Source organism: Nitrospirota bacterium, from assembly GCA_040752355.1.
Taxonomy (GTDB): Bacteria; Nitrospirota; Thermodesulfovibrionia; order Thermodesulfovibrionales; family Dissulfurispiraceae; genus JBFMCP01.
In genome coordinates, this window is record JBFMHE010000005.1 from 24575 (window position 1) to 42221 (window position 17647).

A 17647-nucleotide genomic window follows, 5' to 3' on the forward strand; every position below is an offset into this window, starting at 1 on the left:
CACAGCGGCGACAGTTGGCAGCCGCCTGCCGCCGAACGCCGAACGCCGAACGCAATGAAGAGGAGGAGCCCTTGAAAGAACTACTGAGCATGTACGAGGAGAATTTTACCTGCCGGGATGAGGAGCTCACCGATGATTTCGCCGACGACTCCGTGCCCTCGCTGGAGGAGCGGGAGGAGCAATGCGAGAGCGCCTCTGCTTATGACGACGGTCTTCTCGATGTCTACCTTAAAGAGATCAGCACGACCCCGCTGTTGAACAAGGACAAGGAGCGGCTGCTCGCGCAGCAGCTGGAAGAGACGAAGCTGCGGGTGTATGCGGTCATCTTCAGCGTGCCCTGCGCCCTCGCAAAGCTCGTTGAGCTCGGCACGATGGTCGAGAAAGGCGAGCTCCCCCTTGCAGCGGTGATGAAAGAGGATGAGGAGTGGTCCGAAAGGGAGCGCGCACAGCAGCGGAAGAAATTCATTCAGGGCATCAGGGCGCTGCGGGAGGCGCTGCAGCAGCGTACGGCGCGGAGCGCCGGCGATGCGGTAATCGAGAAGGTCAGGGCATTGCACATGAACGACGAGGCGCTGAGCGTTTTTTCCCGGGAGCTGAAGGAGCTCGCCCTGCAGCTCAGGGAGGCGCAGGCCCGCTGGGATGGCATGGAGCAGCGGCAGCGGCGCACTGCCGAGGGCAGGCGGAGCAGGCAGCGCATTACCGCGCTCGAGGCGCGCATCGGCCTGAAGCTTCCCGCCTTTGATACGGCGCTGGCCCGCCTCGAGCGCGCCGAAGCGGACGTGGACGAGGCGAGGCGGCAGATCATCGAGCCGAATCTCCGCCTCGTCGTCAGCGTGGCGAAGCGCTACAGCGGCAAAGGATTGAGCCTCGAGGACCTCATCCAGGAGGGAAACCTCGGCCTCATGAAGGCCGCGGACCGGTTCGACTACCGGAAGGGGTTCAAGTTCAGCACCTACGCCACGTGGTGGATCCGGCAGGCGATCGGCAGGGCGGTGTCGGACTATTCGAGGACCATACGCATACCGGTCCATATGATCGAGAACATGTACGCGGTGCACAAGATAATGAGCACCTATACCCAGGAGTTCGGGGTGAAGCCCGAGCCCGAAGAGATTGCGCGCAGGGCAGCGCTCCCGGTCGAGAGGGTCTTCGATGTCCTGAAGATATCCGACGAGCCGCTCTCCCTCGACGCCGCCGTCGGCGAGGATGACGCGCTGCTGAAGGAGTTCATCGAGGACACCTCCACCCCCTCGCCCTTCGACCGGGCGGTCCGCGAAGAGATGAAGCTGCATATCGACAGGATACTGTCGTCGCTCTCGACGAAAGAAGAGATGGTCATCAGGAAGCGCTTCGGCATCGGCTGCGGGCAGCCGCTCACCCTCGACGAGATAGGACAGGAGTTCGAGGTGACCCGGGAGCGCGTCAGACAGCTCCAGGAGCGGGCGATGCGGAAGCTCCAGGCCCCGATGGGCGCCCTGTTGAGCTGAGCGCGGAGGAGGCCGGTAAAGAATGAGGTCCTTCAACCGATAACTAAGGGGCCGATAGCTGAGGGGCAGTTCAACGATACTGCAGGAGGGCATTATGACTACGGGAGCCGTCTCGATCAGGAAGCGTGCCGTCGGGGCATCAGGAGTCGCAGAAGCACATCCGTTGAAGCAGCTTGCGGAATCGATTATCCTCCAGGCTCTCGAGGACCTCTGGACCCCTGCGCGCAGCAGGGAGGGCTTCAGCTTCTTCAAGGGAGCAGGGTTCGAGCTCTGCGCGACCATGGCCGGGATGAGCGCGGCCCACAGGCTCACGCTGCTGGACATGGTGGCGAAGACCGCAGCGGGACCGCGTGCGCCGCGTGCAATGGATGCAGCCGTTTCGCTCCGGTAACAGGGTGACCGCTGTTCCAAAACATGCTACCATGAGAGTATGCATGACTGGAACGTGGTCGTCAGCGTCAACGAGCACGGGTTCAAGCAGGCCTTCCGGGTGCTCGGCCCTCTCGGACGGCTGAGCAAGACCGCCTTCTATAACATACTCGTCATGCAGGTGGACGATACGCGCCGCCTGCTCGACGGGCTCCGCAGGGTGCACGAGGAGGACCCGCCGTCACTCTCCTTCCTCTCCCGGATCGTACCGGTCAGCCGTACCTTCATGTTCCAATCCCCGGAAGAGTTCGAACGCTCTGCGCAGGAGGCCGTCCTTTCCTGGGCGCCGGCCATTGCGGGAAAGAGCTTCCATGTGAGGATGCACCGCCGCGGCTTCAAAGGCAGGCTCTCGAGCCTCGATGAAGAGCATCTCCTCGACGCGGCGCTCCTCGCCGCAGCCGAGCGGCTCGGGGCTCCTAGCCGGATCACCTTCGATGACCCCGACCTCATCATTGCCGTCGAGACCGTCGACCAGCGCGCCGGCCTCTCGCTCTGGACCCGGGATGAGCTGCGGCAGTATCCCTTCGTCAGGCTCGACTGACGGGGGGCCCGCCTGCCTTTTCGAGCGGCGCTGACCGGCATTGTCCCTGCCGTATATCCATGATAGACTCTAGGTAAGTTGTCGTGCCGCTGCAGTATCGTCATTCCGCACAGCCGACTATTATTAACTCTTGCCTGAAAACCATGAGGAGGAGCTGATGGGCACTCAACGCCGTAAGCGCAGGGGAGAAGAAGCTCTCCCATTTCCCGTACCGGTCACCAGCGTGCTCGAGACCGACCCCGCTCGGCCGCTCCAGTCGGCGGAGCAGCGAAGGGTCGAGGCGATTACCCGGGAGCTGGCCGGGACCTGCGGGGAGCGACTGGGCATGACCAGGCGGGAGTTCCTCAAAACGAGCTGCGGCATGGCGGCAGCATTCATGGCGCTGAACTCGGTATTCGGCGACTTCTTTGCCGTTCATCCCGCAGAGGCCGCTGACCCCGCATTCGCCCAGGCGAGAAGGGACGCCCTTTCCGGCCAGTTCATCTTCGATGTCCAGACCCACTTTGTCAGCCCGCGGTACGGTTCCGAAGCTATCCTGAAGCTCAGGGAGATGGCGAAAAAATGGAATCCTCAGCTCAAGGGCGAACAGGAGAGCCTCGAGAAGATCCGTTTCGATAATTATTACCGGGAGATCTACGAGCTCAGCGACACGAAGATAGCGCTCCTCACGAGCGCTCCCAACGACGACCCGAAGAAGTGGTTCATCCATAACGACGAGATAGCGAAGACGCGCGAGGCGGTGAACAGGAAAGCGGGAAGGAAGATCATGTACAGCCATGCCGTGTTCACGCCGGGGCATCCGGAGTGGAGGGAGGCCCTGGACCGGGCTATTGTCGAGTACCAGCCTGACGCCTGGAAGGGCTACACCACCGGCGCGCCCTTCGACAGCTCCCGGTATCCCTGGAGGATGGATGACGAGAAGCTCGTCTACCCCGCTTATGAGAGGATGGCGAAGGCGGGCATCACCAACGTCTGTATCCATAAGGGGCTGCTGCCCCCGGGGTACAAGAAGACGATGGGGAAGACCTGGCGGTACGGCTCGGTCGCCGATGTGGGGAAGGCGGCGAAGGACTGGCCGCAGCTGAACTTCATCATCTATCACGCGGGCATCATGAAAGGAGAGCCGCCGTCCAGGGATGACGTAAAGAATTTCGAGAGGACGGGGCATATCCCGTGGGTGAGCGAGCTGGCGGCCATACCCCAGCAGTACGGGGTGAAGAACGTCTACGGCGAGATAGGCAACACCTTTGCGCTTACCGCGGTCAGCAGCCCCCGCTATTGTGCGGGAATACTGGGCACCCTGATCAAAGGGCTCGGCGCGGACCATGTGCTCTGGGGCACGGACTCGGTGTTCTACGGCTCGCCCCAGTGGCAGATCGAGGCCTTCCGCCGCATCGAGATCCCTGCCGACCTGCAGAAAAAGTTCGGTTATACGCCGCTCGGTCCTGCCGACGGCGAAGTGAAGCAGCTGATCTTCGCCGGCAACGGGGCGCGGCTCTACAAGGTGAAGACCGAGGCAGGGCCCGACCTGGTGAAGGCGCAGCGATAAAAAACTTACCGCGTTATTCGCTCACGGTTCCGCGGCAGAGGCGACTCTGCCGCGGAACTTCTTCGAGCCCGATACGATCTTCATCGAGCACGCGGGGAGCTCCCTGCCGTTTGCCATCCTTGCGTATTTCCCTGCCAAAGTATATACTCGTAATATATATTATGGAGGTGGGGTAATGAAGACGGCAAAAATATTCCGCAACGGCCAGAGTCAGGCGGTGCGGCTGCCCAAAGAATTCAGGTTCAAGGACGACCAGGTATTCATCAAGAAAATAGGAGGCGCGGTCGTGCTTATCCCCAAGAGCAGCTCCTGGGATCCTCTCGTAGAGAGCCTGAGAAAATTCTCGGATGATTTCATGTCCGAGAGGGTGCAGCCAAAGACAGAGACGCGGGAGAGCTTTTCGTGAAGTTCATGCTGGATACCAATACCTGTATTTACCTTATCAAACAAAAGCCGGAAAAAGTGCTGCATCGCTTCAAAGCGTACACCGTGGGCGATATCGGCATCTCCTCCATCGTTCTTGCCGAGCTCGAGTACGGTGTTGCAAAGAGCCGGCATGTCCAGAGAAACCGGCTTGCGCTGCATGAATTCATCCTGCCCCTCGAGATCGCCGCGTTCGACGAGCGTGCTGCGGAAGCGTATGGCACGGTCCGATCGATGCTCGAGAAAAACGGTATGCCTGCCGGCTCAATGGATATGCTCATAGGAGCGCATGCCCTCAGCCTCGGCGTGACGCTCATTACGAACAATATGAGAGAATTCGGCCGAATAGAGGGATTGAAAGTTACCGACTGGACCGCCTAACGGCAGGAGATCAGAACGCCTCTTCCTCTTCCCGAGCCGTCAGCTCGTCCCGTATCTCGTCGATATAGCGCGACTCGAGCGAGAACATCACGTCGCCGAAGCGCATCCTGCGCGACGCTGAGGAGAGATAGAGCCGCTCCTTCGCCCTGGTGACCGCGACATAGAAGAGCCGCCGCTCCTCTTCCATCTGGGAGAGGCTCTCGAGCGCCCTCGCCGAGGGGAATATCTCCTCTTCCAGCGCCATGACGAAGACGGCCGGGAACTCGAGGCCCTTGGCAGCATGGATGGTCATCACCTTCACCGTATCGCCGCCGCCGATCCGGTCCTGGTCCTGGGAGAGGAGGTTCTCTTCGAGGAACTCGGAAAACGGCGTTCCCTCGCTCTCCACCGTCTTCAGAACATTGGCCAGTTCCGAGATATTGCCCCTCCGGTCCTCGTAGTCGTCCTTGTAATGGTCGACGAGGTAATCGTCGTAGTGCAGGTCGCGCAGGAGCTCCATCATGACCGTGTAGGGCTTCTCCTCGACGCTGTCCCCGTACGATTCGATGATATCGGCGAGCCGGTCGGCATGGGCCCGCTGGCGCGCTCCGAGCTTCGTATCCCGCAGCGCCTGCACCCAGTCCGTGACGAACCGTTCCTTTATCTTCGCCAGCGTCTGCGCGCCAATCGAGCGGGGCGGGACATTCACGATCCGGTCGAACCCCGCCTTGTCTCTCCGGTTCGCGATAACGCGGAGGTAGGAGAGGATATCCTTTATCTCCGCCCGGTCGTAGAACGCCGGGCCGCCGATGATCTCGTAGGGTATGCCGTAGCGGACGAAGGTATGCTCGATCCCCCGCGACACGAAGGACATGCGCATCAGGACCGCCATGTCCGCGTAGCGGCAGCCCTGGTCCGCGAGGTCGCCGATCTTCTCGGCAATAAAGGAGCACTCGGCCTCGTCATCGTAGCCGCGGGTATACCGCACCTCGCCCCCGTCCTCCCTGACCGTCGAGAGCTCGAGGATCTTGCCCTCCCACACCCGGTCCGCCCGGGCGATGATCTTGTTGGCGATGTCGAGGATCTTCCTGGTCGAGCGGTAGTTGACCTCGAGCTTCGTCTCGCGCGCCGCGTGGTCCTCGGCGAAATTGAGGATGTTCAGCGGATGGGCGCCGCGCCAGGTATAGATGCACTGCTGGGGATCGCCGACCACGCAGATATTCCCCCGGTCGCCGACGAGGAGATTGACCAGCATATACTGGATCTTGTTGGTGTCCTGGTACTCATCCACGAGGATATAATCGAAGCGCTCCTGCCAGAGCTTCCGGAGCCCGGGTTTCTTTACGAAGAGGTCTACCACATAATAAATGAGGTCGTCGTAGTCCATGGCATTGCTCCGTTCGAGCTCGGCCTGGTACTGCCCGGCGACGGCCGCATAGGTCGAAGCGGGGAAGGCCAGCCGGGAAACGTAGTCGACGATACTCTCCCGGTATTCCTGCTTCGCCTTCGAGATGACCGCCTTCGCCTTGTCGGCCTCCCGGATATCCCTGTTGAGACCGCGCAGGATATCCTTCAGGACCTTGATACTGTCGTCTTCGTCGTAGATGAGGAACTTCCGGTCGAAGCCCCGGTCGAGGGCTTCGACGCTCTCGCGGAGCACCCGCACGCAGAAGGCATGAAAGGTGGATATCCATTTCGGCCGGATGGCGAGCAGCTGCTCCACGCGCTCCTGCATCTCCCGGGCAGCCTTTTTGGTAAAGGTGATGGCGAGGATACGGTTCGGCCTGATCCCCTTCTCCTGAATGAGCCAGGCGATCTTGTGGGTAATGACCTTTGTCTTGCCCGAGCCGGCGCCGGCGAGCACGAGCAGGGGGGCGCCGAAGTGTTCGACCGCTTCGCGCTGCTGTGGATTCAGATCGTCGAGTATCAAAATAAACGCCTCTCCGCTATTATAACAGCTGGGGGCGCCGGCGGGCACGATGCCGTTGCCCCGGGCCTCCCCCGAGCCTTTATTGCCCCCTTTCATTGACCATGGAGCAGCTTAGTGGTACCCTTTAAGTAAGAACGTCTGTTTTTATTCCTGTCAGGGAGGTGCTCTATGTTTTTCAGCGGAAGAGACAACGGGCGGAGCGGCATCATCTACTCGGCTTTGATAGGAGGCTTTGTCGGAGCGGGGCTGGCGATGCTCCTTACCCCGCATTCGGGCAAGAAGATGCGTCGGCGCATCACCGACATGGCCGAGGATGCGCGGGACTACGCGAACCGCATGGCCGACGATGCGAAAGAATACGCAGTGCGCGTGCAGAAAAGCATGGGCAAGATGTCAAAATAATAATTGTTTGAGAGAGGGGGCGGGGCATACCATTCCCCGCCCCCTCTCCCCCTATCGAGATTTTCTTCTATAGTACGAGATCAGGGCGATAGCGCCCAATGCGCAGAGGGCGAAGGTGCCCGGCTCGGGCGCTGCAACGACGCCGTCGACCCAGGAGGCGTATGGGGCGACGCGCGTGCCGCCGCCGAGCTCTCCGAAGGTGTCGTTCAGCTCATTGTCGATGTCAAAGGGAACGCCGAACGTAGCGCCGAAGGAGTGGACGCCCGCGATCTTGAAGTCGATGAAGGCAGGCGCGCCCGAGTCTCCCGGCGCGGTCATCACCTCGCTCGCACCGGTCCCCCGGTCGGGGACGCCGAAGAGATTGCCGATGGTGTCCCGTTCCGCTGACCCGTCGTCGAAGTCGTAGGCAAAGGGGAGGCCCGGGATGTCCCAGAAGGTGTCGAGCCGGTTCGTCCCTGCGCGCAGGGCGCCGAAGGAGCCCTCTACCGATCCCGTCGTGCCGGTCCCTGTATCGCCGTAGCCCGCCAGGTCGGCGACGCCGCCGATGAACTCCTCGTCCCTGAAGAGCTCGTAGCCGCGCGTCCCGGCCCTTCCGGAGAGCCGTATGAGCGCGATGTCGCTGCCGTGGCCGATATCGCCGTTCCATCCGGGATGCAGTGCATACGACGCACCTTGAACGTCCTGTCTTCCGCCCGAAAAGAAGAAGCTCGCTGTCGCCGACTGCGCGGCAAGCCTGCCCGTATCGTCGGTGAGGCAATGCGCTGCGGTGAGCACATGGAGGCCGCTGTTGAGGAGGGCGCCGGTGCATCCGACCGTTCCGGCCGGGGTGGTGATGAGCACCCGGGCAACGCCGTCGTAGAAGCTCGTCGGGGTCACCGCACGGTCTGCGGGAGCGCCTGCCGTGGTGAGCGCCGGGCGCGAGGAGGGGGGAAGGGAGAGAAAGCCCCCTCCGGGGTCGTCCGCCGCTTGTACCGGGATGCAGGGGATCACCGTGAGCAGGAAAAGAAAGAGGGCGGTTGCGCGCGCGGCCGATACTGTTCTGTCGGTTCGGTCTGGGATGCAAGCTGTACGTATCATGCCTCTGCTCCTTTCATTGCGCCGCAGCGGGAGCGGGTGCCGCTGCCCCGGCGGCAGCATTGAGGGTGGCGTGTTACGAGCGAGCAGGGGTGCTGAGAGACGAGCGGTTCGGAATGCTGAACGAGTGATGAGAGAGAGTACTGGTGACCGGCGGTGCAGCGGGCGTCCTCATCTCGAGGGGAGGGGACGCCTCTGCCGGAACCGGGAGCGTGTCTAGGTGAGCAGCGTCGCTTTGAGCGTAATCTCTGTTCCTGCCAGCGCCTTGGATACGGGGCAGCCCTTCTTGGCCGCCTCGGCCTTTTCCATGAAGGTCTTCTCATCGATGCCGGGCACCCGGGCTTCGGTCTCGAGCGCGCTCGAGGTGATGCCGAACCCGTCGCCGACCTTCTCGATCTTTACCTTTGCGATCGTATGGACGCGTTCTGCCGTATACCCGGCCTGTTCGAGGATGAACGACAGCGCCATCGAGAAGCAGCCGGCATGGGCCGCAGCGATCAGCTCCTCGGGATTGGTGCCGGTCCCCTCCTCGAAACGGGAAGCGAAGGAATAAGCGCCTTCGAAGGCGCCGCTGCCGAGCTTCATGCTGCCCTTCCCGTTCTTCAGCGCCCCTTCCCACACTGCTTCAGCCCTGCGTACCGGCATATCCTACCTCCACAGCGGTATAACGGCCTGTCGATCACGGCCGTTGTGAGGAAGGGGCGTTCATCTCCCGCTTCCTCCTAAAGTCTACAACACCACGAAGAAAAGTCAATTACGCGGGCTTACGTTACCCCGCCCTCTCCCCGCAGGTCGGCGATGACATGCTCGTCGGGCTTCGGGAGCCCCGCGATCTTCCACGCCTTGAGCGGGTCGATGAAGTGCTCGCTGAAGCACTCCTTCGGCTGCTGCACGTTCCTGCAGACGGCCCGCAGGATGGGGAAGGCGTTGTACTGCCGGTAGTACTGCCGCATGAACGTTATGATCGCCATCCGCTCCGGCGTCAGCTCATCGATCCCCTCCCGCTCCGCAAGCGCGCAGGCTACCTTTTCGTCCCACGCGTCAGTGTTGACGAGGTAGCCCTCGTCATCGACCGCGACCGCCATGCTCCCGTACTCGATCACCGGCATGATGCACCTCCTGCAAAGGCATGTTCTCTTTCCATTCTACGGCATCGCCGCGTGGTCGTCAACGCAGCAACGGCAGCTCTCAGCTCTCAGCTATCAGCTATCAGCCGTCAGCTGTCGTGCTGAAGGGGGCAATTCTATGAGGGATTCACGGTATGATTCAAGGTATAATTTATTAGGACCGGGCAGGTATAATACGGTTTGCCGTATTTCGGTCCATTCGTCGTCTGTTTTTCCGGTAAGCTTCTTTAGTCGCAGTGCAGTCGTCATCCCCGGCAGTCAGGAGGAGAGCGCGTCAGTGGCAAGGAAGGAGAGCAAGCCCGCGGCTTCGAAGAGCGGAAAGAAAACGGTCAAAAAACCGGCCGCACCCGAGCGTCCTAGCCGCGCTGTCGCACCCCCTGCCGCACGGCCCGCGCCGAAGGCCGCCCCCCAGGAGAGCGGAGACCAGCTTCTGAAAGACCGGGACGGCAGCTTCTTCGTCGTCGGCATCGGGGCCTCTGCCGGCGGGCTCGAGGCTTTCGAGCAGTTCTTCACCGCCATGCCCGCGGACAGCGGCATGGGCTTCGTCCTCATCCCCCATCTGTCGCCGGAGCACAAGAGCATCATGAGCGACCTGCTCGGGCGCTACACGAAGATGGAAATATTCGAGGCCCGGGACGGCGTGCAGGTGAGGCCCGACCGTGTCTATATCATTCCGCCCGACAAGGACATGTCCATATTCCACGGCCGGCTCCAGCTCATCAAGCCGGTCGAGCGGCGGGGCCTCCGCCACCCCATCGACTTCTTCTTCCGCTCCCTCGCCGCAGACCAGGGAGAGCGCGCCATCGCCATTATCCTTTCGGGCACCGGCACCGAGGGGACGCTGGGGCTTAAAGAGGTCAAAGGCGTCGGCGGCCTGGTGATCGCCCAGGACCCCAAGACCGCCCGCTACGACGGCATGCCCCGGAGCGCCACCGCCACGGGCCTCGTCGACTACGTGCTGCCTCCCGACAAGATGCCCGAGCAGCTCCTCCGGTATGCGCGGAGCGCCACCGGCAGGGTCTCACTGCCGCCGCGGGAGGCCGAGAGGGCCAAGCCCGCCGACGCGCTCCAGAAGATATTCGTGCTCATCCGCTCCCAGACCGGCCACGACTTTTCGCTCTACAAGCACAACACCGTCATGCGCCGCATCGAGCGCCGCATGGCCGTGGTCCAGGCCGGCGTCCTCGCCGAATACTACGAGTACCTCCGCAACCATACCGCCGAGGTCGAGACGCTCTTCCGCGAGCTGCTCATCCGGGTCACCAACTTCTTCCGCGACCCCGAGGCCTTCGAGGCGCTCAAGAGCAAGGCGCTCCCGCTCCTCTTCGAGAACAAACCCCACGGCCACCAGGTCCGCATCTGGGCGCCGGCCTGCTCCACCGGCGAAGAGGCGTATTCCCTCGCCATCGTCTTCAGCGAATATATGCGGACCCTCAAGGGCAGCTACAAGCTCCAGATATTCGCTACGGACATCGACGCCGGCGCGATCGAGATCGCCCGCGCCGGCCTCTACTCGTCGAATATCTCGGTCGATGTCTCGCCCGAGCGGCTGGCGAACTTCTTTGTCAGGAAGGACAACATGTACCGGGTGAAAGAGGAGATCAGGGAGCTGCTCGTCTTCGCCACCCAGAACATCATCAAGGACCCGCCCTTCTCGAAGCTCGACATGATAAGCTGCCGCAACCTCCTCATCTACCTGAGCGCCGACCTCCAGAAAAAGGTGCTGCCCATCCTCCGCTACTCGCTGAACCCCGGCGGCATCCTCTTCCTCGGCTCCTCGGAGAGCGTGGGGGACAACAGCGACCTCTTCACCGTCATCGACAAGAAGTGGAAGCTCTACCGGGCCCGCAGGATCGAGACGCCCGCGCTCATCCCGCTGGAGCTGCAGCGCGTCCCTCTCCCCGAAGGCGGAAAGCGGGTGCGGGCGGCCGCGCCGAAGGCGGCCGGCGAGCCGGATATCGGCGAGCTGACCGCGGACCTCCTGCTCACCCACTATTCGCCGCCCTGCGTCGTCGTCGACAGGAACGGCGACATTGTTCATGTCCACGGCAAGACCGGCAAGTACCTCGAGCCCGCTGCCGGCAAGGCCTCCCTCAATGTCGTCGAGATGGCGCGGGAAGGCCTCCGCATGGAGCTCCGGACCGCCCTCCGCCAGGTCTCCAAACAGATGAAGGATAGTACCGTCGAGGGGATCGGCGTCAGGACGAACGGCAGCATCCAGATGATCACCCTCGAAGTGCGCTACCTCAAGGAGCCCGAGAACCTGCGGGGGCTCATGATGGTCGTCTTCAGGGACATGCCGACGCTTTCTATAGAGAAGGCGGCCGAGGGCCGCCCCCTTTCCCGTGAGAAGATGGACAGGCGCGTCGCCGACCTCGAGTTCGAGCTGAAATCGACCAGGGAGCATCTCCAGACCACGATCGAAGAGCTCGAGACCTCGAACGAGGAGCTCCAGGCGACCAACGAGGAGCTGCAGTCGTCGAACGAAGAGCTGCAGAGCACCAACGAGGAACTCGAGACCTCCAAGGAGGAGCTGCAGTCCACCAACGAGGAGCTGATGACGGTCAACTCCGAGCTGCAGCACAAGATGGAGGAGCTGTCGCAGGTGAACAACGACATGAACAACCTGCTCGCCAGCACCCAGATCGCCACCATCTTCCTCGACGAGGAGCTGAAGGTCAAGCGTTTTACCCCTTCGGCAACGGACGTAATCAACCTCATCCAGGGCGACATCGGCCGCCCCGTGACCGACATCGTCTCGAAGCTCGACTATCCCGAGCTGGCGCGGGACGCGGCCCAGGTGCTCCAGTCCCTCACCTCCAGGGAGCGGCTCGTCAAGCACCGTAACGGCCTCCAATACCTGACGAGGATCATCCCCTACCGCACCGTCGGCAATGTCATCGAAGGCGTCGTGATCACCTTCATCGAGGTGCAGCGCAAGATGCAGGAGCTGGGCGACCTCCTCGAATTCTCGCGGGGCATCGTCGAGACCGTACGCGAGCCCCTGCTGGTGCTGGACCAGAGCTTGAAGGTGCTGGCGGCGAACAGGGCCTTTTACGAGACCTTCAAGGTACTGGAGAAGGATACGGAAGGAAAGCTCGTCTACGAGCTCGGCGGCCGGCAGTGGGACATCCCGGCCCTCAAGAAGCTCCTGGAGGAGATACTCCCCGAGAGCTCACAGTTCGTCGACTTCAGCGTGGAGCACGACTTCCCCCGCATCGGCAGGCGGAAGATGCTCCTGAACGCGCGGCGGATAGAGAGGACGAATACCATCCTCCTGGCGATAGAGGACGTGACGGGGAAAAAGTAAGGGTATCCACCGATGAAAAAGCGCACTAAAAAGTCAGGTGGCCCCGCCGGCACCCCGGGTCTGCGGCAGCGGGCCGAAGAGCGGCTCAGGCAGCAGACGGCCCTGCTGCGCGAGCTGTCGAAGCAGGATATCGAGCGGCTCGTCCACGAGCTCGGCACGCACCAGATCGAGCTCGAGATGCAGAACGAGGAGCTGCGCGCGGCCCAGGAAGAGATCGAGGAGTCGCGCCGCAAATACGCCGACCTCTACGATTTCGCGCCCGTGGGCTATCTCACCCTGGACCGCGACGGCATGATACTCGAGGCCAACCACACCGCCGGAATCCTGCTCGAGAAACCGAAGCGCACCCTGCGCGGCCGCCGTCTCTCGATGAACATCGTCGCACAGGACCATGCGCGCTTCAGGAGCCATATCGACGCTGTCTTCACGCAGCTCACCCGCCAGGCCTGCGAGCTGAGGCTCAGGAGCACGGAGCAGGGCGAGTTCCCTGTCCGCCTCGAAAGCATCGCCGCCCTCGACCTCGGCGACCACCCGGTTCATATGCGCACCGCCCTCATCGATATCACCGAGCGGGTCCGAGCCGAGCAGTCGCTGAAAGAGAGCGAGGAACGATTCCGCATCCTGGCTGACAGCGCGCCGGTGCTCATCTGGGTGAACGGGCTCGAAGGCGCCGAATTCGTCAACCGCGCTTATATCGAGTTCGTCGGCGTTTCCCGGGAAGTGGAGGTCCGGCGCTACGACTGGGCGAAGTTCGTCCATCCCGAGGACCGCGAGCGCTACGTCGCCGCCTATCTCGACTGCTTTGCACGGAGAGCGCCGTTCGAAGCGCAGTTCCGGTTCCGCCGCGCCGACGGCGTCTACCGCTGGATGAAATCGACGGGCCGGCCCCGCTTCACGCCGGAGGGCCGTTTTCTGGGCTATGTCGGCAGCACGGTCGATATCACCGATATCAAGGAAGCCGAAGCAGAGCGCGAAGAGGTGCTGCGCCGGGAGCGGGCCGCCCGGCAGGAGGCGGAGGAGGGCAGGCGGATACTCGACGCGCTCCTGGAGTTCATCCCCGAGGGCATTGCCATCGCCGACGCGCCCCATGTAACGCTCCGCATGATAAGCCGCTACGGCCAGGAGATCATCGGCCCGATTGCAGGGGCCAGGCCCGAGGAGTGGCGGGTCATGAGGCCCGACGGCGCCGCGCCCGCTTCACCCGAAGAGCTTCCGCTCTTCAGGGCCATACGGCGGGGCGCGGTGATTATCAACGAGGAGTGGACCGTACGGAAGCCGGACGGCTCGACGCTCATGCTCCTCTGCAACGCCGGCCCCATCAGGGACGGGCAGGGCAGGATCGTGAAAGGCGTCATCGCCTGGCGGGAGATCACCGAGCGCAAGCAGATGGAAGACGCCATACGCTACCAGGCGTCCCACGACCTCCTCACCGGCCTGCCGAACCGGACGCTCTTCATGGACCGCCTGAACCATGAAATAGCCCAGGCGCGGCGGCATCACACCCTGCTCGCCGTCATGTTCCTCGACATCGACCGTTTCAAGACGATCAACGACTCCCTCGGCCACGGGGTGGGCGACGAGCTGCTCAAGCAGGTCGCCGAACGGCTCCGTTCGGCGGTCCGCGAGTCCGATACGGTCTCCCGCATAGGCGGCGACGAGTTCACTATCCTGCTCACCGACATCGTGTATTCCGACGACGCCGCGGCGATCGCAAAAAAGGTGATGGCCTCTTTCCGGAAGCCCTTCTCGTTCGGCAGCCACGACTTCAGCGTCAGCGCCAGCGTCGGCATCGGCGTCTTTCCGCAGGACGGCGAGTATGCCGACGAGCTGCTCAAGAACGCGGACATCGCGATGTACCACGCCAAGGAGCAGGGCAGGAACAACTACCAGTTCTACAGCCCCGCCCTCAACATCAGGACCATCGAGCGGATGATCCTCGAAAACGGCCTCCGCCGCACCCTGGAACGGGGCGAGCTGACGGTCTATTACCAGCCCCAGATGCATATCGCGACCTGCCAGGTCGGCTGCGCCGAGGCGCTCGTGCGCTGGAAGCACCCCGAACTGGGGCTCCTGGGCCCCGAGCAGTTCATCCCTCTTGCCGAAGAGATCGGGTTCATCGTTCCTATCGACGAGTGGGTGCTCTACACGGTCTGCAGGCAGAACAGGCAGTGGCAGGACGAGGGGGCGCCGCCGCTCTGCGTTACCGTCAACCTCTCGGCCCGCCAGTTCCAGCATCCGGGGCTCGTCGACCTGGTCAGCCGCATCCTCAGGGAGACCTCCCTCGGCGCGCAGTACCTGGGGATCGAGATCACCGAGACCATCGCCATGCAGGAAACGGCCATTACGATGGACAACCTCAAGGGACTGAGCAGCCTGGGCGTGAAGTGCTCGATCGACGACTTCGGCACCGGCTATTCATCCCTGAGCTACCTGAAGCGGCTGCCCATCGCGAAGCTCAAGATCGACAAGTCCTTCATCAAGGGCCTGACCGGGGACCCCGACGACCAGGCGATCGTGAACGCGGTCATCGGCATGTCCCACAGCATGCATATCGCCGTCGTCGCCGAGGGCGTCGAGACCGAAGCGCAGGTGGCGTACCTGCGCTCCGCCGGCTGCGACGAGCTGCAGGGCTTTGTCGTGAGCGAAGCCCTCCCCGCCGAAGAGTTCATGAAAGTGGCCGCGCTGTACAGATAACCGCACCTATCCTTTTGCCCTCTTTTCGGCTACACTTTTAGTAAACCCTCCCCTCCCGAGGTGACGGCCATGCCTGGACGATCCGGAAACAGAGTCATCGCCCTCGGCGCTTCCGCCGGCGGCATCGGGGCGCTTTCGAAGGTTATCGCAGCCCTGCCCGAAGACATACCCGCGCCCCTCTTCATCGTGCAGCATGTCTCTCCCGAATCTCCCGGCGTCCTCGACCAGATCCTGGGCCGCGCGGGACGCCTCCCGGTAAAATACGCCGAGCACGGCGAGCACTTCCACACGGGCGCCGTCTACATTGCGCCTCCCGACCGCCACCTCATCGTCAAGAAAGATCATCTCGTGCTCTCTCGCGGGCCGCGGGAGAACCGCACCCGTCCCGCCGTAGACCCCCTTTTCCGCTCGGCTGCCGCGGCGTACGGCGCGCATGTGGTAGGTGTCGTTCTCACCGGGCTGCTCGACGACGGCACCGCAGGGCTCGCGACCGTAAAGCGGTGCGGCGGCATAAGCTGCATACAGGACCCTCGCGACGCCGAATTCCCCGGCATGCCACGGAGCGCCCTCGAGTCGGTCGATATCGACGTCTGCCTGCCCTTGGGCGAACTGCCCTCCGCCCTCGACCGCCTCGCCCGGCAGCCTGTGGCTAAGGAAGTCCCCATACCCGAAGACGTGATCCTGGAGTCTCAGATTGCCGAACGCGCGATGAGCGACATCGGCGTTATCGACACGATGGCCGAGAAAGCGCCCTTCGTCTGCCCCGAGTGCGGCGGCGGCCTCTGGGAGATGAAGAACGACACCGTGCTCCGCTACCGCTGCAACACCGGCCACGCCTACAGCAAAAACACGCTGCTGTCGAGCCAGAACAATGTTGTCGAGTCGGCCCTCTGGGCGGCGGTACGCTCCCTGGAAGAGCGGGCGGGCATCCTCTCGCGGATGGCCCGGAACAGCAGGGAGCGGGGCGGCAGGAGCAGCAGCGCCCGCGAGTGGGAGAAAGAGGCCGGGGAGTCGAAGGCGCACGCCCGGCAGATCAGGGACCTGATCATGAAGGGCTACGCCCCGCAAGAGGCCGTAACGGACAGAAGCTCTTAGCTCATGGCCGATGGCCCATAGCGTATCGTCTTTGGTCTATAGTCTGTGGCTGATGACTGATCGCTGAGAGCTGACGGCTGAGAGCTATGCCCTTTTGAAGTGATCCCCGAACGAGACGATGGCAGTGAGCACGACGAGGCAGCCGTTGAAGAGGTCGTCGATGGTGATGAACTCCTCGGTCGAGTGGACGTTCTGCATGCCGTTGGAGATGTTGAGGGCGGTGATGCCGTGGCGGTTGAATACGTTCGCATCCGAGCCGCCGCCGGTGCGCGCGGCGACCGGCGTGATGCCGCACGAGGCGAGCACACCGTGCATGAAGGAGAAGAACGCGTCCCGCTCGTCTATCCTGAACGCCCGGTACTCCTCCTGTTCCGTGATCGCGACGAGCGCGCCGCGCTGCGCAGCGATGCGGCGGGCGGTATCGAATATATCCCGCCTGATCGTCTCGATCCTCGCGTCGCTGTGGCTCCTGAACTCGCCCTTGATCACCGCCTCGTGCGGCACCACGTTCGTCGCCGTCCCTCCCCGGACAACGCCGATATTGGCGGTCGTCCCGGCATCGATCCTGCCGTCGGGCACTGCTGCGATGATCTCGGCCGCAACCCTGAGGGCATTGAGGCCGCGCTCGGGCTCGATGCCCGCGTGCGCCGCCCTCCCGGTAACCCGCATCTCGTAGGTATATTGGGTGGGAGCTGCAGTGATGAGCTTCCCTATGCCGCCGCTCGAGTCGAGCACCAGGGCGTGCCGGCTCGCGAGCCTGCCGAAGTCGAGCCGCTTCGCTCCCACGAGCCCCCGCTCCTCGGCAGAGGTGAAGACGATCTCGATATCGCCGTGCGGGATCGCGCGCTCGTCGAGCGCCGTCACCGCCTCGACGATCTGGGCGAGGGCGCTCTTGTCGTCCGCGCCGAGCACGGTGGGACCGGTGGTCCGCACTGCATCGCTGTCCACGGTGAAGCTGATCCCTGCCGTAGGCTCTATGGTGTCCATATGGGCGCTGAGGAGGAGCGGCGGGGTATTCGGTCTCTCTCCTTTTTTCAGGGCGATGAGGTTGAACGACTGCCCGTATTCCTGGAAGCGTACGCTGCATCCCGCCCCTTCGAGCATCCGGGCGAGGGCAGCGCCGATCTCCCGCTCCCCGAAGGAGGGCGCGTTGATGCGGACGAGCTCCGTAAAGGTCTCGACCAGCCGGCTGCGGTTGATATGAGGGGCGAACATGGGTGCTCCTT

The 17647-nt window shown here is 62.9% G+C and carries 15 protein-coding genes; 10 read left to right on the top strand and 5 right to left on the bottom strand.

The features are described 5' to 3' along the window. Positions 1 to 71 precede the first annotated feature (71 nt). From AB1805_04910 to AB1805_04935, 6 genes are all read left to right on the top strand, one after another. Positions 72 to 1487: a sigma-70 family RNA polymerase sigma factor gene (locus AB1805_04910; protein MEW5744766.1), complete on the top strand. Its 1416-nt coding sequence runs from the start codon at positions 72 to 74 to the stop codon at positions 1485 to 1487. Between the two features lie 94 nt (positions 1488 to 1581). Continuing rightward, a complete protein-coding gene (locus AB1805_04915; GenBank protein MEW5744767.1) occupies positions 1582 to 1878 on the top strand; it encodes a hypothetical protein in 297 nt (98 codons plus the stop codon). Positions 1879 to 1917: 39 nt separating this feature from the next. After that, the gene (locus AB1805_04920) at positions 1918 to 2457 is read left to right on the top strand and encodes a hypothetical protein (GenBank protein MEW5744768.1); all 540 of its coding nucleotides are present in this window, start codon (positions 1918 to 1920) and stop codon (positions 2455 to 2457) included. Positions 2458 to 2614: 157 nt separating this feature from the next. Further along, positions 2615 to 4006, top strand: coding sequence for an amidohydrolase family protein (locus AB1805_04925; protein ID MEW5744769.1), 1392 nt, complete (start codon positions 2615 to 2617; stop codon positions 4004 to 4006). Between the two features lie 175 nt (positions 4007 to 4181). Then, a complete protein-coding gene (vapB, locus tag AB1805_04930) occupies positions 4182 to 4412 on the top strand; it encodes a type II toxin-antitoxin system VapB family antitoxin (protein ID MEW5744770.1) in 231 nt (76 codons plus the stop codon). Beyond that, a complete protein-coding gene (locus tag AB1805_04935; protein MEW5744771.1) occupies positions 4409 to 4810 on the top strand; it encodes a type II toxin-antitoxin system VapC family toxin in 402 nt (133 codons plus the stop codon). The genes vapB and AB1805_04935 overlap by 4 nt, the downstream gene beginning before the upstream one ends. A 10-nt stretch (positions 4811 to 4820) precedes the next feature. On the opposite strand, the gene AB1805_04940 is transcribed toward AB1805_04935, so the two are convergent. Next, entirely contained in the window at positions 4821 to 6719 is a 1899-nt protein-coding gene (locus AB1805_04940) for a UvrD-helicase domain-containing protein (protein ID MEW5744772.1), read from the bottom strand. A gap of 168 nt (positions 6720 to 6887) precedes the next feature. Here AB1805_04940 and AB1805_04945 point away from each other — a divergent pair, with 168 nt between their 5' ends. Beyond that, a complete protein-coding gene (locus AB1805_04945) occupies positions 6888 to 7121 on the top strand; it encodes a YtxH domain-containing protein (GenBank protein ID MEW5744773.1) in 234 nt (77 codons plus the stop codon). 51 nt (positions 7122 to 7172) lie between these two features. On the opposite strand, the gene AB1805_04950 is transcribed toward AB1805_04945, so the two are convergent. The 3 genes from AB1805_04950 to AB1805_04960 all read right to left on the bottom strand — a co-directional run bounded on the left by AB1805_04950 (position 7173) and on the right by AB1805_04960 (position 9304). Continuing rightward, entirely contained in the window at positions 7173 to 8198 is a 1026-nt protein-coding gene (locus AB1805_04950) for a trypsin-like serine protease (GenBank protein ID MEW5744774.1), read from the bottom strand. 213 nt (positions 8199 to 8411) lie between these two features. Then, complete coding sequence (locus AB1805_04955) at positions 8412 to 8840, bottom strand: OsmC family protein (protein MEW5744775.1); 429 nt, start codon at positions 8838 to 8840, stop codon at positions 8412 to 8414. 119 nt (positions 8841 to 8959) lie between these two features. Continuing rightward, on the bottom strand, positions 8960 to 9304 hold the full coding sequence (locus tag AB1805_04960) for a TusE/DsrC/DsvC family sulfur relay protein (protein MEW5744776.1): 345 nt from the start codon (positions 9302 to 9304) through the stop codon (positions 8960 to 8962). 295 nt (positions 9305 to 9599) lie between these two features. On the opposite strand from AB1805_04960, the gene AB1805_04965 reads away from it, so the two are divergent. From AB1805_04965 to AB1805_04975, 3 genes are all read left to right on the top strand, one after another. After that, complete coding sequence (locus tag AB1805_04965; protein ID MEW5744777.1) at positions 9600 to 12632, top strand: chemotaxis protein CheB; 3033 nt, start codon at positions 9600 to 9602, stop codon at positions 12630 to 12632. Positions 12633 to 12644: 12 nt separating this feature from the next. Beyond that, positions 12645 to 15326 carry an EAL domain-containing protein gene (locus tag AB1805_04970; protein MEW5744778.1) on the top strand — a complete coding sequence of 894 codons (2682 nt, stop codon included), beginning with the start codon at positions 12645 to 12647 and terminating at the stop codon, positions 15324 to 15326. A 69-nt stretch (positions 15327 to 15395) separates the two neighbouring features. Then, positions 15396 to 16421, top strand: a complete 1026-nt coding sequence (locus AB1805_04975; GenBank protein MEW5744779.1) for a chemotaxis protein CheB — start codon at positions 15396 to 15398, stop codon at positions 16419 to 16421. 84 nt (positions 16422 to 16505) lie between these two features. Here AB1805_04975 and AB1805_04980 read toward each other — a convergent pair whose 3' ends face one another. After that, positions 16506 to 17636, bottom strand: a complete 1131-nt coding sequence (locus AB1805_04980; protein MEW5744780.1) for a M20/M25/M40 family metallo-hydrolase — start codon at positions 17634 to 17636, stop codon at positions 16506 to 16508. Positions 17637 to 17647: the final 11 nt, after the last annotated feature.

Bases quoted from the DNA above. Each gene is read 5' to 3' on its own strand.
- vapB (MEW5744770.1), top strand. From the start codon at position 4,182: ATGAAGACGGCAAAAATATTCCGCAACGGCCAGAGTCAGGCGGTGCGG.
- AB1805_04980 (MEW5744780.1), bottom strand. From the start codon at position 17,636: ATGTTCGCCCCTCATATCAACCGCAGCCGGCTGGTCGAGACCTTTACG.
- AB1805_04960 (MEW5744776.1), bottom strand. From the start codon at position 9,304: ATGCCGGTGATCGAGTACGGGAGCATGGCGGTCGCGGTCGATGACGAG.
- AB1805_04975 (MEW5744779.1), top strand. From the start codon at position 15,396: ATGCCTGGACGATCCGGAAACAGAGTCATCGCCCTCGGCGCTTCCGCC.
- AB1805_04970 (MEW5744778.1), top strand. From the start codon at position 12,645: ATGAAAAAGCGCACTAAAAAGTCAGGTGGCCCCGCCGGCACCCCGGGT.
- AB1805_04950 (MEW5744774.1), bottom strand. From the start codon at position 8,198: ATGATACGTACAGCTTGCATCCCAGACCGAACCGACAGAACAGTATCG.
- AB1805_04925 (MEW5744769.1), top strand. From the start codon at position 2,615: ATGGGCACTCAACGCCGTAAGCGCAGGGGAGAAGAAGCTCTCCCATTT.
- AB1805_04920 (MEW5744768.1), top strand. From the start codon at position 1,918: ATGCATGACTGGAACGTGGTCGTCAGCGTCAACGAGCACGGGTTCAAG.
- AB1805_04955 (MEW5744775.1), bottom strand. From the start codon at position 8,840: ATGCCGGTACGCAGGGCTGAAGCAGTGTGGGAAGGGGCGCTGAAGAAC.
- AB1805_04915 (MEW5744767.1), top strand. From the start codon at position 1,582: ATGACTACGGGAGCCGTCTCGATCAGGAAGCGTGCCGTCGGGGCATCA.
- AB1805_04945 (MEW5744773.1), top strand. From the start codon at position 6,888: ATGTTTTTCAGCGGAAGAGACAACGGGCGGAGCGGCATCATCTACTCG.